The following is a 12,615-nucleotide window of genomic DNA, read 5'->3' as shown; positions in this document are numbered from 1 at the left end:
GTGCGGCGTCAGTCGCAGAATGCGCTGCATCGACGGCCGCATGCAGCCCGCGCCCGGATGCGGCGACGCCGCCCATGCCGACCAGGAGAACCATCGTGACGACCCCACTCGATCAATACGCGAACCAGTATGTGCAATTCGAGGACGAACGCACGCGGCCGGTGCGCGACCTGCTGGCCGCCGTGCCGCGCACGCCGATCCGCACGGCGGTCGATATCGGCTGCGGGCCCGGCAATTCGACCGAAGCGCTGATCGCACGCGCACCGGATGCGACGATCCACGGGATCGATGCGTCGGCGGACATGATCGCGGCCGCGCGCAAGCGCCTGCCGGCGTTGCGTTTCGATATCGCGGATGTGGCCACATGGGACGATCCGGGCGGTTATGACCTGATCCTGTCGAACGCGGTGCTGCAATGGGTGCCCGCGCACGACACGCTGTTTCCGACGCTCGTCGGTCGGCTCGCGCCGGGCGGCCATCTCGCGGTGCAGATGCCCGACAACCTCGACGAACCGGCGCACCGGCTGATGCGCGAAGTCGCGGCGGCCGGGCCGTGGGCGGACAAGCTGAAAGGCGCGGCGCGTACCGAGCGGTTCGACGCGCGTGACTACTACGCACTGCTGTCGCCACTGTGTTCGCGCGTGGACGTGTGGCGCACGACCTACTACCACCCGCTGCGCGGCGGCGCGGACGCGGTCGTCGAATGGTTCAAGGGCAGTGCGTTGCGGCCGTTCCTCGCGGCGCTCGATGACGGCGAGCAGCATGCGTTCCTCGCGCGTTATCGCGACGCGCTCGCCGGCCCGAACGGCTATCCGGCACTGGCCGACGGCACCGTGCTGCTGCCGTTCCCGCGCCTGTTCATCGTGGCGACGCGGAAGTGATGCAGCAATGACGCGTTGTGCGACGCTGCGTCAGCGCACCGGCCGCACCGATTCCGGATCCACCGTGCGGCTTCGTGCGGTCTGCCCGTCGCGCAGGTCCTTGTACCAGAACAGCGCGACTTCCCGGTCGTTGTCGCCATCCGCGTACAGCAAGCGGTCGTGGCCGCCGAGCACGAAGCCCGTGCGTGCATACGTGCTGCAGGCCGCGACATTGTTCGCCTGCGTTTCCAGCCGCAAGAAGCCGAACCCCTGGTTGCGCGCCCATGCTTCTGCTGCGGCCAGCAGGAACTGCCCGATCCCCTGGCGGCGGCAATGGCGGTCGACGGCCAGCTCCGCGATTTCGGCCATCCCGTTCCAGCTTTCGGCAATCGCCACGAATCCGGCGAGCCGCCCGCCGGCCGTCGCGCGAAAGAGCGCCGTTTTGCCAGATGATTCGTTTGCCCAGCCGGCCGGATCGAAGCCGTAGTCCTTGCGCCGTACCGGCAGCGCGCGAAGATCGAGCAAATCCTGATATGGCGGATTCAGCTCCCATGCGATGTCGAACGAGAAGTCGCATCGTTCCAGTTCGTCGGCGGGAAGCCCGCTCGCCGGTTCGATGCTGATGTGCTCGGTTCGGTCCATGTGTCGGTGTCCTGTCTTCGGCGGGATGGCGTGGTCTTGTGCGTGACGCAATCGTCGGCGCCATCATGCACACCGGATCACGTCCGTTCCTTGTTCGTCTTTTTACACCTGCACAAATCTTCGTGCGCGAAACCGGTACGGACCGGCTGCATCCGCGGCTGCCGAACGCGGGCAAGCCGTGAACCGGACGACGCCGCACGCGTGCGCGACGTTCGCGCGCCGGCTGCGGCGCTGGTTCGACCGCCGGATTATGCTGGATTTCGATGTCGGGCCGGTGCTGGCATCGGTGCGATGCCAGCCGCCATGCGTCGTGTTTGCGCTGTCGAAGCGCACGGACGTATACGCGCGCGCGGCCTGCCGGAAGGCGTCGGGCAGCAACACGATCAACGATCGCGCGGTGCCGGCGCAGGCCGAGATCGGTTCGTCTTTGTCGTTCGTCGGCAGCGCGAGCGCGAACACGCAGTTCGTCACGCGTATCGGCCTGTGTCACACGTTCTGATCGACCGGTCGGACGGGCGTTGCCGACGCACAGCGCCCGTCGCGACGTCCGGAACCTGTACCGGCACGGCAGCGGGCGCGCCATCGGAGCGCCCGTTTCGCTGTGGATGACGGAACGCGTGGGCAACGCGCCGGCGCGGAAAGCGATATATTTGCCGCTGCATATCGATGCGACGATCGACCCCATCACCCCACATTCACCAGCACGGGAGCACCATTTTGAATTCGACGCAACGCGAAGCCGTCGGCGAGGCTTTCTCGCTCGACGCGATGCAGCATGCAAGAACCATGACGTGGCAGGCCGTCGACGCGATCGCCGCGGGTATCCGCCCCGGCATGCGCGAATCGGAGGCCAACGCGCTGGGGCTGAGCGTGCTCGAGGATCTCGGGATGGACCGGATCTGGCATCCGATTCTCGTCCGCTTCGGGGAAAACACGCTGCGCACGTTCAAGGAGCGTTCGGTGGCGGACCCCGTCCTCGCCGACGACGACATCTTCTTCATCGACCTCGGCGCCGTCTGGGCGAAGCACGAGGGCGACGCGGGCGCGACGTTCGTGTGCGGCGACGATCCGGACATGCATGCCTGCGCGCGCGCGGCGCGCATCATCTACGGCGAAGTCGAGCATCACTGGCGGACCACCGGATGCGCGGGCATCGCGCTGTACGAATTCGCGGCGCAACGCGCCGACGCGCATGGCTTCCGGCTGAACGTCGACATCAAGGGGCATCGCGTCAGCGATTTCCCGCACGCGATCTACAAGGCCGGCAATCTCGGCGATTTCGACGGCGCGCCGGCCGCCGGCCTGTGGATCCTCGAGATCCAGATCGCGCATCCGACGCGGCCGTTCGGCGCGTTCCACGAAGACCTGCTCGTGTAAGCGTGGCGCCCGGTGGCGCGCGACATGCATGCGCGCCGGCCGGGGCCCTTGGGCATTGGCGGGACCGCCGCGATCTCAGATGCTGATCGCGATCGGGCCCGCGAGCGGCGTGTAGCCGTCGTCGAACAGATACCACGCGTCGTACTGGCCCGAGGCCAGCGTGCTGTTCGCGGTCGACGAGAACAGCAGCGAGCCGGTGCTCTTGGGCAGGTACGCCCACGACTTGTAGCCTCCCTTGGTCGGCTGCGCGCCGCGCGCATAAATGCCTACCCAGTTCTTCGGGCTGTGGCGCCACGGCGGCACGACGTAGTCGAACCGCAGCGTGCCGTACGACGACCCCTGCGACGCCAGCGCCGCGACGAATGTCCCGTTCGTATTGCCGATCGCCGAATCGGTCAGCAACGTGCCGGATTGCATCTGCACGCAGCCGGCGATACGGCGCAGGAAATTCGGATCGTTCGCGTCGCGGATGCTCGCGTCGTACCAGCCGGCATCGCCGTACCACGTGACGGCCTGCGTCGCGCCGGCGGGCACGCTGACCGATTGCGCCGTATTCTTCCCGTACGCGTTGTCGACGAGCTGGAACGTCGTCGCGCTCGCGCCGGCGGAGTTGTCGAGCGTGATCTGCACGTTGCCGTTCTGCACGTCGTAGCAGAGGCTGACTTCGGCCGTCGATCCCGTGTTTCCCGACGCGCCGATGTTGCCGCGGAACGTTTGCAGGAACCCGTTCGGGCCGTAGATCGAGTAGTCGTAGCCGCCGCCCGAATTCAGCGCGAGCGAATCCGACAGGTTCGTGCACGCGCCCGTGCCGGCGCCGATCGTGTATTGCCGCGGGATCGTGCCCGTGCCGTCGACCCACGCCTGCAGATGCACGCCGGCCGCGCCGGTGTTGGTCATCGTCAGCGCGAGCGTCTTGCCGGACCGGTTGACCTTGCCCTGGACGAAGAACTCGTACGGCAGCCGGCATGCGGTGTTGCGGCCGGCCGTTTGCGCCGGGACCGCGGTCGTGGTTGGCGGTGGGATCAGCACCGTCCAGCCGTTCGGGTTCATGTTGCTGGCCGCACCGGGGATCGCCGGAATCGTCTGGTCGGGATTCGCGAAATCGAACGCCGACGTGAGATCGCCGCATACCGTGCGGCGCCACGGCGTGATGTTGGTTTCCTGCAGCCCGAAGCGCGCTTCCAGAAAGCGGTTCACCGACGTGTGATCGAAGACCTGCGAGTTGACCTTGCCACCCTTCGACCACGGCGAGATCACGAACATCGGCACGCGCGGGCCGAGCCCGATCGGCACGTCGCCGCTGGCCGAGCCGTCCGACGCGGCGCCGCCGCTGGCGACGAATTCCGCCGCGGTCGACACCGTCGACCGGCCGGTGCCTGCGTAGGCGCTCGACGGAACGGCCGGCGGCACGTGATCGAACAGGCCGTCGTTCTCGTCATACATCACCAGCAGCACCGTGCTGGCCCACACCTTCGGATTCGACGTCAGCGCATTGAGGACGTTGCTTACATACCATTCGCCGCCGCTCGCGGCCCACGACGGATGCTCGCAATACGCATACGGCGCGGCGATCCACGACACCTGCGGCAGCGTGTCGTTCGCGACGTCGGCCTGCAACTGGCTGAAGAGATTCGTATCGTATTCCTTGCCGCCGCCGGTCGGATCGATCTGCGTGCCGTTGAGCGCCGGCGCGAGCGGATCGCTGGCGCCGAGGTTCTGGTACTGCTTGAAGTTCAGGATGACGTTGTCGCCATAGTTGCCGTTCCACCAGAGATCCTTGCTGGAACCGTTGTATTCGCCGTAGCCGTGGCTGGAATCCAGCCCGTTGCCCTTGTCCTGGTAGAACTTCCACGTGACGCCGGCCGAGTTCAGTCGTTCCGGCATCGTGGTCCAGCCGGTGCCGGTCATCGTGTTCGTCGTGTACGGCGAATAGCCGGCGACGTTGCCGCAGCAGCCGGTCCACAGATACAGGCGGTTCGGGTCGGTCGGGCCGAGCATCGAGCAGTGGTAGCTGTCGCACACGGTGAAGGCGCTCGCCAGCGCGTGATAGAACGGGATGTCGTTCTGCGTGAAGTAGTACATCGTGCCGCTGGTCTTCGCCGCGACCCAGTTGTCGTAGCAGCCGTTGTTCCACGCGCTGTGCGTGCCGCCCCAGCTGTGATCGAGATCGTTGTAATAGGTGTCGCCGTTCGCGACGCCGGAGACGGGCGGCGACGGGTTGAACGGAAACACGTACGACAGCAGCGAAGGCTGGCGCCATACCGGATAGCCGCTGGAAATCACGACGGGCCGCGGATCGCCGAAGCCGCGCGCGCCGCGCAGCGTGCCGAGATAGTGGTCGAAAGACCGGTTTTCCTGCATCAGGATCACGACGTGCTTGACGTCCTGAAGCGTGCCGGTGACGGTCGCGGCCGGAATGGATTGCGCGCGCAGGATGCTCTCGGGCAGCATGCCGGTGACTGCGGTGGCGCCGGCGAGCTTCAGCGCATCGGCGAGGAACTGACGTCGTGTCGTGGATTTGTTTTGCATGATCGCTCTCTGTCTTGGATTGCCGGTCGGACTTGCCGGACGCTGCAGTTCGCCGCGCATCGCGCGGGCGGTCGCCCGGCCGAGGGGCCTGCGTCGGTCAGTGGCACGCGCTCGCGCAGTGCAGGACCGGCGCGGAGGCCGAACCCGGTGCCGATGCGCGGGCAGTGGCGACCTTGCCCGCCGCACCCGAGTCGCCGTCGCCGCAAGCGGCCAGCGTGCAAAGAAGCGCGATCATGAAAACGCCGCGCCAGTGCGGAAAGCGGCTTTCCGAGCGTGGCGGCGGGACGACATCCTTTCGATCCGATTCGAATCGGATTCCTGATTGACTCAATTGGGTGCTGCTTGCTCCTGATTTCATTTCCCCTCCGAACATGAAATGGACAGCAGAGAATATCGCCCGAATCAGAACAACTTCATGACAGGCCAACCGCGTGTGCCTGCCACCTGCGAAAGCCGTGTGTCGGGATTGGTCGCGACCGGATGCGTGACGTAGTCCAGCAGGGGCACGTCGTTGATCGAATCGCTGTAGAAGTAGGTCCGCTCGAAATCCGCCGGCGCGTAGCCGAGCGAATCCAGCCACGCGGCCGTGCGCACGATCTTCCCTTCGCGGAAACTCGGCACGCCGGTGCTGCGCCCGGTGAATTGCCCGCCGGGCGTGCCGTCGTCGGTATCGAGCTCGATGCCGAGCAGATGCTCGATCCCGAACTCGGCCGCGATCGGCCGCGTGACGAACACGTTGGTGGCCGTGACGATGCAGCAGAGATCGCCGTTCTCGCGATGCCGGTCGACCAGCGCACGCGCTTGCGGCGTGATGGCCGGCCGGATCACCTCGTCCATGAACTGCGCATGCCAGCGTTCGAGCTGCTCCCGCGAGTAGCGGGTGAGCGGCGCGAGCGTCACGGCGAGATACGCATCCATGTCGAGCGTGCCGGCCGCGTAGTGGCCGTAGTGCTCGTCGATCAGCGCCGCGTGCGCGTCGTCCTCCTGCCACCCCACCCGCGTGATGAAGCGGCTCCAGGCCTGGTCGCTGTCGAGCGGCAGCAGCGTGTGGTCGAGGTCGAACAGCGCGAGATTCTTGTGCATGGGTGGTTCCTTCGATTGCGTGCTTACGCGCCGATCAGCTTTTCGATCGCGTCTTTGGCGTTCTTCCCGTCGATGGTCGTGACGCCGTCGAGCCACTTCGACAGCACGCCGGGATTTTTCTTCGCCCATTCCTTCGCGACCGCGACCGGATCCGCGTGATTCATGATCGGCACCATCAACTGGTTCTCTTCGTCGGTCGTGAATTTCAGGTTGGTCAGCAGCCGGCCGACGTTCGGGCAGCGTTCGAGATAGCCGGGCGTGACGAGCGTATAGACCTTCGCCGACCCGTAGTTCGGGCCGAATACGCCGTCGCCGCCGTCGAGATAGGCAATCCTGTAGTTGATGTTCATCGGATGCGGCTCCCACGCAAGGAACACGATCATCCGGTGCTCCTGCACGGCACGTGTCACCTGGACGAGCATCCCGGCCTCGCTCGATTCGACCAGCTTGAAGCCACCGAGCCCGAATTCGTTCTTGTCGATCATCCGCTGGATCAACGCGTTGCCGTTGTTGCCGGCGCCGATCCCGTAGATTTTTCCGTCGAGCTGGTCGCGGAACCTGGCGATGTCGGCGAAGCTCTTGAGGCCCTTGTCCGACGCGTATTGCGGCACGGCCAGCGTGTAGCGCGCGCCGATCAGGTTGGGCTGCGGCAACTGGTGCACGGCGCCGGCATCCACGAACGGCTTCACCGTCGGCGTCATGCTCGGATCCCAGTAGCCGAGGAACGCATCGATCTGCGCCTTCTTCACGCCGGCCAGCACGATCGGCGGCGACGCGATCGTCTTGGTCGCCTCGTAGCCGAGCCCGTCGAGCAGCATCATCGCGACGCCGGTGGTGGCCGCGATGTCGCTCCAGCCGACATCGCCGAGCGTCACCTTCCTGCAGACGTCGCCCTCGGATGCGTGAACGGGGGCTGTCGCAAGCGCCGCCAGCAGTGTTGCAGCCAGCATCCATGCCTTCTTCATCATGTCGGTCTCCTAAGCAAGTGTTCCGGATCGTGTTACCTGAATGGTCTGACGATTGATCGTGTCGATCGGATGAAACAAACGAACTTGGGTCTGGCTTTGCAGTTTTTCGTACCGTATATTAGAACGCACAAAATCGCAAGATCGCACAAAAATGCAACTCGCTGCCGGCCGGTCGAGCGGGCTGGCGAAGGCCGGAAAAGTCGGGCGGCGGTCCGGAACGGCCGCGCTGCATCAATCAGATCGGTAAGGCAAAAGAAAGGAGGCCTCGAATGATCAGTCAACTCGAAATCGTTTCCCGCCTGTTGCTGGCGGCATTGCTCGGCAGCATCGTCGGCATCGAGCGTGAGCGCCTGTCGTGGGCGGCCGGGTTGCGCACGCACATGCTGGTGGCGGTGGGCGCCGCGTTGGTGATGGTCGTGTCGGCGTTCGGCTTCGCGGATATCCAGGACGCGAAGAACGTGTCGCTGGACCCGTCGCGGGTCGCCGCGCAGGTCGTGTCCGGCATCGGATTTCTCGGCGCCGGGTCGATCATGCTGCGCGGCGAGATCATCCGCGGGCTGACGACGGCGGCGAGCCTGTGGGTCGTGGCTGCAGTCGGGCTGGCCGTGGGCGGCGGCATGTACGTGGCCGCGATCGCCGCGACGGCGATCGTGCTGGCGATCCTGGCCGGGCTGAAGCCGATCGAGAAACGCTTCTTCGCCGCGCGGCAGCGCCGGGGCGTGCGCATCCTCGCGAGCCGCGGCGCCGTGAAGCTGACGTCGCTGCAGGCGATGCCCGGCATCGACCAGGCGCGCATCGTCCAGTTCATCATCGAACAGGACGACGCCGAGCCGGACGACGACCGCATCCACGTGGTGTTTTCGAAGATGACGAGCGCCGAGTTCCAGGCCGTCCGTCAATCCTTGCAGACCCTCGTCGGCATCAAAAAGATGGAGGAGAGCGCAGCATAGATCGCCGTTCGAATAACATTGACGTTCACTTCCGAGGACACCCATGTGGCAAGAAGAGCGATATCAGAGGATTCGGCTTCTGTTATCGAAGATGCAGCGCGTTTCCACCGACCGGATCATGGCCGACCTGAACGTGTCGCGGGAAACCGTGCGCCGCGATCTCGTCGACCTCGAGGCGCTGGGGGAACTGAAGCGCGTGCACGGCGGCGCGGTGCAGGTGGGCGACGAAGCGCCGATCGCCGAGCGCGCGCAGACGCACGTGAAGGCGAAGCTTGCGATCGCGCGCGCGGCGGCCCGGCTGGTCACGGGCTCGCAGACGCTGTTCATCGACGCGGGCACGACCACCACGCTGCTGGCCGAGGAACTGTCCAAGCTGTCGGGCCTCACGATCGTCACGAACTCGATCGATGTCGCGCTGAAGATGCGTTCGAGCGACCCGGCCCAGGCGAAGAACGAAACGATCCTGCTCGGCGGGATGATCGGCAGCCGCGCGGCCGCGACGGTCGGCGACGGCACGGTCGCCGAAATCTTCCGCTACCGCGCCGATCTCGCGCTGCTGTCGCCGGTCGGCGTCGATTCCGTGCGGGGCGCGACGAACTACGACCGGATGGAAACCGAAGTGGCGCGCGCGATGGTGAACAACGCGGCTGAGGTCGCAATCCTGGCCGATTTCAGCAAGCTCGGCACGAACAGCCGGATCAGCTTCTGCGAACCGGCGCGGATCGGCACACTCGTGACCGACCAGAAGGCGGAATCGGTCGGCAGCTTCAAGAGCATCAGGAAGGTCGTCAAGAACATCGTGCTGGCGTAGCGCGCGAGACGCGCGGGGTACGATCGGCCGCCGTTATGCCGTGCATGCGGCGCGCATTCTGCCGGCCGGCCGTTTCCCAGCGTAATATATCCGCCGATACAACGAAGGCGCGCCGTCCGGCGGTGCCTGCACGGAGGCGGGCGATGGAGATGGCAGGGACGGCGGCGCCTTCGGCGCATCAAACGGCGGCAGGCTCGATCGCGCTGACCGGCGCCTTCGTGCGGCCGATGACGGTGACGCTCGACGATCTGCGCCGGCATGCGAGCGCGACGGCCGAGCCGTTCGACCTGCGCTGCTTCACGACGAAACGCTTCATCCGCTCGGTCGCGCCGTATCGCGGCGCGCGGCTGAAGGACCTGCTCGACGCGGCTGGGCTGCGCAACGACGCGCCCGGCGACTTCAAGCGCATGGTGTTCGTCGCGCATGCGCACGACGGCTACGCGGTGACGTTTTCATGGCACGAGCTGTACAACACGCCCGTCGGCGAACAGGTGATCGTCGCGTTCGAATGCGGCGATGCGCCGCTGTCGATCGACGACGGCGCGCCGCTGCTGTTTTCCGGCGCCGACCTCCTGCCCGCGCCGCGTCACGTGAAGCGGCTTGCCGGCATCGTCGCGCGCGTGCTCGAGATCTGAGCGCGGCATGTGTACTGCCGGCGTTTGCCGCGCCGGCCATCGTGTATGCTTGCCCGCATCGTTCTAACGGCAGGACAACATGAAGACTTCGGCACACCCCAAGCCAGAGGTGCGGTTCAGGATGCGCATCCAGCAGGCCGATACGATCGCGCTCGGCCCGGGCAAGGTCGCGCTGCTGGAGGCCGTGCGCGAGCACGGTTCGATTTCGGCGGCGGCGCGCAGTCTGAAGATGTCGTATCGGCGCGCGTGGCTGCTGATGGACGAACTGAACCGCTCGCTGAAATCGCCGGCGACGGTGTCCGAGCATGGCGGGCAGAGCGGCGGCGGCAGCGTGCTGACGCCGGTCGGCGAGGAGATCATCCGCCTCTATCGCGGGATCGAGGAACGTGCGTACGCGACTTGCGCGGACGAGATCGCCGCGCTCACGAAAATGGTGCGCCGCTGAAGGCTTCTTCAGGTTGACGCTTGCTTAACGCACGTTCCGCTGTTTGGAAAAATCATGCGTGGGGCCCGCGCGAGCGAGTTACTAGCGGGAACAGGCGCTAACCGTGCCGCAGACAAAAGCGCGGCGTGTCGCCCGCGGCGGCGTCCGTTGCGATGACATCGCGCGCCTGCGCATCGAGCCGCCCGATCAGTTCGACGAAGCTGGCGACGCTGGCGGTCCGCAGCGGGTAGTACGCGATGTGATTGCGTTCGCAGATGCGCTTGAGCAGGTTCATCGAATCGTGGTCGATACAGTCGACCGGGAACACGACCAGGTGCGCGCCCGGTAACGCCGCGGCCAGCAGACCCTTGCGATCCTCGATGCCGCCGTCGTGCATCGTCACTTCGCCGCCTGCAGTCTCGACGATCCGCCGGATCGCGCGGTTCGACCCGGGGCGCCCGCCGACATAGACGAGGCGCGTGTGTCGAAGCATCGACAGCGTGTCCACCGTCTGTTCGGCCGGATCGTCCGTCGACGCCTGCATCGCCTGTTCGATCGCGCTCGCTTCGGCGCGCAGCGTCTTCACCATCGCCATCAGGTCGTCGAGCCGCGCGCGCATCGCGCGGGCGCTCGCCTGTTCCGCGGCGATCCGCTGTTCGGCCGCCTCGCGGCGGCTCGTATGCAGCGCGAGCCGTTCGTCGCGCGCCGCCAGCGCTTCGCGCAATTCGTGTACTTCGTCGCGCAACACGGCTTCGGCGGCCAGCGGCTGCGCGTTCTGGCGCGCGTTGATCGCATCCAGTTCCTTCAGCGCCGCGTCGCGCTGCGTGTTCATCTCGTGCAGGCGCGCCTGCTGCCGTTCGATCTTCGCGTGCAGCGCCGCATTCTCTTCCTCCAGCGCGACCAGCCGCCGGATATCGGCGCGATTGGCCGCGCCGACCAGATGAGACAGCATGTGCAGGTCGCCGAACGCGGCCTGGCGCACGCCCATCGTCGTGCGCGGATGCGTCATCAGCGCCCAGTACGCGGGCGGAATGTCGCCGCTCTTGAGCGCTTCCTTCCAGCGTGCGAGGAGTTCGTCCGCGTCCTTCGCGCTGTCGAACGCGCGTATCGCCCCGGCATAGCGTTCATCGAGCGCCTTGTGCAATGCCTTGGCTCCCGCCGTGCCGTCGATCGCGAGCTCGACGGCCGCGTGATGGATTTCGAGGTCGGTGGCGCGCTGCCGGTCGAGATCGGTGAATTTCGGCACGAGTCGGCGCAGTTCGTGCGTGGTCAGGCAGGTGCCGATGATCGAGCAGTGCAGGTTCGCGTCGAGTTCGGACAGGCGCGCGCGGCGCTTCAGCTCGGCCAGTTGCGCACGCGACGGTGCACAGCACGCGTCGACTCGCGCGCCGGTTGCCGCGGCCGGGTGGCCGCCGGACGACGGGAGGCCCGCCGTGCGGGCAAGGCGAAAGGGCGGAGCGTGCATGTTGACCTCTGTCCGGCCCTGTCGGACCGGGGACGGATGCGCGAAAGATTCGCGAAATATACCACGGAATATAACGCGCGAAATTCCGGGGAAATCACAGAGAAATGCGGGGTGGCGCGGTCAGCAGAGCGCGGTTGATCGGTCGGTGCGGGACAGTGCGGTTGGGGGCGGCATTACGGTCGAAACCGCGAACGATGCCGGCGCGTGGCACGCCATCACGTACTCGACGCACAGTCCGACCAGCAGCACGTCGACGCGCTCCAGCGCGGTGACCGCGTCGCGCATCGCGGCCGGATCGTTGCTGAACGAATCGGAAAACACGTCGTCGCGCGTGCGTTCGAGGCCGTGCGCCTGACCGATTGCACGTTCGAGCTCGGGCAGGCGCGTGAAGCGTGCGGCGCGCGCGTCGCGTTCGAGCGTCGACAGCAGTTCACGCAGACTCATCGCGGACAGCGTTTCGTCCGTGGCGGCCGAGAATAGCCGGATGAAGCGTGCGACGCTGCCGCGCAGGCGCCGAAACGCGTCGACGACGTCCGTGACCTGCTGCGCGCGCCCGTCGCTCGGCAACGGCCTGAGCGCGCTGATCTTGCAAGTCAATGCCGGCGTCTGGTCGCGTGCGGCGCGCAGCGGTGCGCGGTACGTCGGCGTGCGGGGCATGGTGTGTCTCCGGTGGTGCTGATGTCGATATATTCTATGGGATATATCGATGGCGTAGTCGATGGATGCCTGACAGGAGTCGTCGTGGTGAATGAGAAGGTTGGCGACAAGCGACGAGCGACGAGCGACGCGTGAATCGAGGTAGCGGGAGACCAATGCGGCGACAAGCGCGTTCCGACAGCGACGGGTTTCAGTTGTGTATTGATCCAGGACC

At 66.2% G+C, this 12,615-nt stretch carries 13 protein-coding genes and 1 pseudogene; 7 read left to right on the top strand and 7 right to left on the bottom strand.

Going from position 1 to position 12,615, the window contains the following annotated elements; all coding sequences use genetic code 11:
* Nucleotides 1–95 precede the first annotated feature (95 nt).
* On the top strand, nt 96–881 hold the full coding sequence (tam, locus tag R9B84_RS32740) for a trans-aconitate 2-methyltransferase (RefSeq protein ID WP_423761572.1): 786 nt from the start codon (nt 96–98) through the stop codon (nt 879–881).
* A gap of 30 nt (nt 882–911) precedes the next feature.
* Here tam and R9B84_RS32735 read toward each other — a convergent pair whose 3' ends face one another.
* A complete protein-coding gene (locus R9B84_RS32735; protein WP_423761571.1) occupies nt 912–1,502 on the bottom strand; it encodes a GNAT family N-acetyltransferase in 591 nt (196 codons plus the stop codon).
* A gap of 307 nt (nt 1,503–1,809) precedes the next feature.
* Between R9B84_RS32735 and R9B84_RS32730 the strand changes: the two are divergent.
* Together R9B84_RS32730 and R9B84_RS32725 are read left to right on the top strand one after the other, a co-directional pair.
* A pseudogene (locus R9B84_RS32730) lies at nt 1,810–2,001 on the top strand (porin); the annotation flags it as partial.
* Between the two features lie 218 nt (nt 2,002–2,219).
* On the top strand, nt 2,220–2,879 hold the full coding sequence (locus R9B84_RS32725; protein ID WP_423761570.1) for a M24 family metallopeptidase: 660 nt from the start codon (nt 2,220–2,222) through the stop codon (nt 2,877–2,879).
* Between the two features lie 75 nt (nt 2,880–2,954).
* On the opposite strand, the gene R9B84_RS32720 is transcribed toward R9B84_RS32725, so the two are convergent.
* The 4 genes from R9B84_RS32720 to R9B84_RS32705 all read right to left on the bottom strand — a co-directional run bounded on the left by R9B84_RS32720 (nt 2,955) and on the right by R9B84_RS32705 (nt 7,459).
* Nucleotides 2,955–5,408 carry a phosphocholine-specific phospholipase C gene (locus R9B84_RS32720; protein WP_423761569.1) on the bottom strand — a complete coding sequence of 818 codons (2,454 nt, stop codon included), beginning with the start codon at nt 5,406–5,408 and terminating at the stop codon, nt 2,955–2,957.
* A 97-nt stretch (nt 5,409–5,505) separates the two neighbouring features.
* A complete protein-coding gene (locus R9B84_RS32715; protein WP_423761568.1) occupies nt 5,506–5,643 on the bottom strand; it encodes a hypothetical protein in 138 nt (45 codons plus the stop codon).
* 167 nt (nt 5,644–5,810) lie between these two features.
* Complete coding sequence (locus tag R9B84_RS32710; protein WP_096475253.1) at nt 5,811–6,491, bottom strand: HAD family hydrolase; 681 nt, start codon at nt 6,489–6,491, stop codon at nt 5,811–5,813.
* A gap of 23 nt (nt 6,492–6,514) precedes the next feature.
* The gene (locus tag R9B84_RS32705; protein ID WP_423761567.1) at nt 6,515–7,459 is read right to left on the bottom strand and encodes a choline ABC transporter substrate-binding protein; all 945 of its coding nucleotides are present in this window, start codon (nt 7,457–7,459) and stop codon (nt 6,515–6,517) included.
* A 269-nt stretch (nt 7,460–7,728) separates the two neighbouring features.
* Between R9B84_RS32705 and R9B84_RS32700 the strand changes: the two genes are divergently transcribed.
* The 4 genes from R9B84_RS32700 (at nt 7,729) to R9B84_RS32685 (ending at nt 10,300) form a co-directional block, all read left to right on the top strand.
* Nucleotides 7,729–8,409, top strand: a complete 681-nt coding sequence (locus tag R9B84_RS32700) for an MgtC/SapB family protein (protein ID WP_174416699.1) — start codon at nt 7,729–7,731, stop codon at nt 8,407–8,409.
* Nucleotides 8,410–8,452: 43 nt separating this feature from the next.
* The gene (locus R9B84_RS32695; protein ID WP_423761566.1) at nt 8,453–9,220 is read left to right on the top strand and encodes a DeoR/GlpR family DNA-binding transcription regulator; all 768 of its coding nucleotides are present in this window, start codon (nt 8,453–8,455) and stop codon (nt 9,218–9,220) included.
* Nucleotides 9,221–9,363: 143 nt separating this feature from the next.
* The gene (locus R9B84_RS32690) at nt 9,364–9,855 is read left to right on the top strand and encodes a molybdopterin-dependent oxidoreductase (protein WP_423761565.1); all 492 of its coding nucleotides are present in this window, start codon (nt 9,364–9,366) and stop codon (nt 9,853–9,855) included.
* Nucleotides 9,856–9,976: 121 nt separating this feature from the next.
* The gene (locus tag R9B84_RS32685; RefSeq protein WP_423763529.1) at nt 9,977–10,300 is read left to right on the top strand and encodes a winged helix-turn-helix domain-containing protein; all 324 of its coding nucleotides are present in this window, start codon (nt 9,977–9,979) and stop codon (nt 10,298–10,300) included.
* 97 nt (nt 10,301–10,397) lie between these two features.
* On the opposite strand, the gene R9B84_RS32680 is transcribed toward R9B84_RS32685, so the two are convergent.
* Both R9B84_RS32680 and R9B84_RS32675 read right to left on the bottom strand, forming a co-directional pair.
* On the bottom strand, nt 10,398–11,744 hold the full coding sequence (locus R9B84_RS32680; protein WP_423761564.1) for a DUF2325 domain-containing protein: 1,347 nt from the start codon (nt 11,742–11,744) through the stop codon (nt 10,398–10,400).
* Between the two features lie 120 nt (nt 11,745–11,864).
* Nucleotides 11,865–12,401: a hypothetical protein gene (locus R9B84_RS32675; RefSeq protein ID WP_423761563.1), complete on the bottom strand. Its 537-nt coding sequence runs from the start codon at nt 12,399–12,401 to the stop codon at nt 11,865–11,867.
* Between the last annotated feature and the right edge of the window lie 214 nt (nt 12,402–12,615).

The organism is Burkholderia sp. NLJ2 (assembly GCF_049487195.1).
Lineage (GTDB): Bacteria > Pseudomonadota > Gammaproteobacteria > Burkholderiales > Burkholderiaceae > Burkholderia > Burkholderia pyrrocinia.
The sequence above is the reverse complement of the archived record's forward strand: the minus strand, read 5'-3'. Positions and strand labels throughout refer to the sequence as shown.

What these genes read in the sequence shown, in the direction of transcription:
- R9B84_RS32735 (WP_423761571.1), bottom strand. Translation starts at nt 1,502, where the DNA reads ATGGACCGAACCGAGCACATCAGCATCGAACCGGCGAGCGGGCTTCCC.
- R9B84_RS32720 (WP_423761569.1), bottom strand. Translation starts at nt 5,408, where the DNA reads ATGCAAAACAAATCCACGACACGACGTCAGTTCCTCGCCGATGCGCTG.
- R9B84_RS32715 (WP_423761568.1), bottom strand. Translation starts at nt 5,643, where the DNA reads ATGATCGCGCTTCTTTGCACGCTGGCCGCTTGCGGCGACGGCGACTCG.
- R9B84_RS32710 (WP_096475253.1), bottom strand. Translation starts at nt 6,491, where the DNA reads ATGCACAAGAATCTCGCGCTGTTCGACCTCGACCACACGCTGCTGCCG.
- R9B84_RS32705 (WP_423761567.1), bottom strand. Translation starts at nt 7,459, where the DNA reads ATGATGAAGAAGGCATGGATGCTGGCTGCAACACTGCTGGCGGCGCTT.
- R9B84_RS32700 (WP_174416699.1), top strand. Translation starts at nt 7,729, where the DNA reads ATGATCAGTCAACTCGAAATCGTTTCCCGCCTGTTGCTGGCGGCATTG.
- R9B84_RS32695 (WP_423761566.1), top strand. Translation starts at nt 8,453, where the DNA reads ATGTGGCAAGAAGAGCGATATCAGAGGATTCGGCTTCTGTTATCGAAG.
- R9B84_RS32690 (WP_423761565.1), top strand. Translation starts at nt 9,364, where the DNA reads ATGGAGATGGCAGGGACGGCGGCGCCTTCGGCGCATCAAACGGCGGCA.
- R9B84_RS32685 (WP_423763529.1), top strand. Translation starts at nt 9,977, where the DNA reads ATGCGCATCCAGCAGGCCGATACGATCGCGCTCGGCCCGGGCAAGGTC.
- R9B84_RS32680 (WP_423761564.1), bottom strand. Translation starts at nt 11,744, where the DNA reads ATGCACGCTCCGCCCTTTCGCCTTGCCCGCACGGCGGGCCTCCCGTCG.
- R9B84_RS32675 (WP_423761563.1), bottom strand. Translation starts at nt 12,401, where the DNA reads ATGCCCCGCACGCCGACGTACCGCGCACCGCTGCGCGCCGCACGCGAC.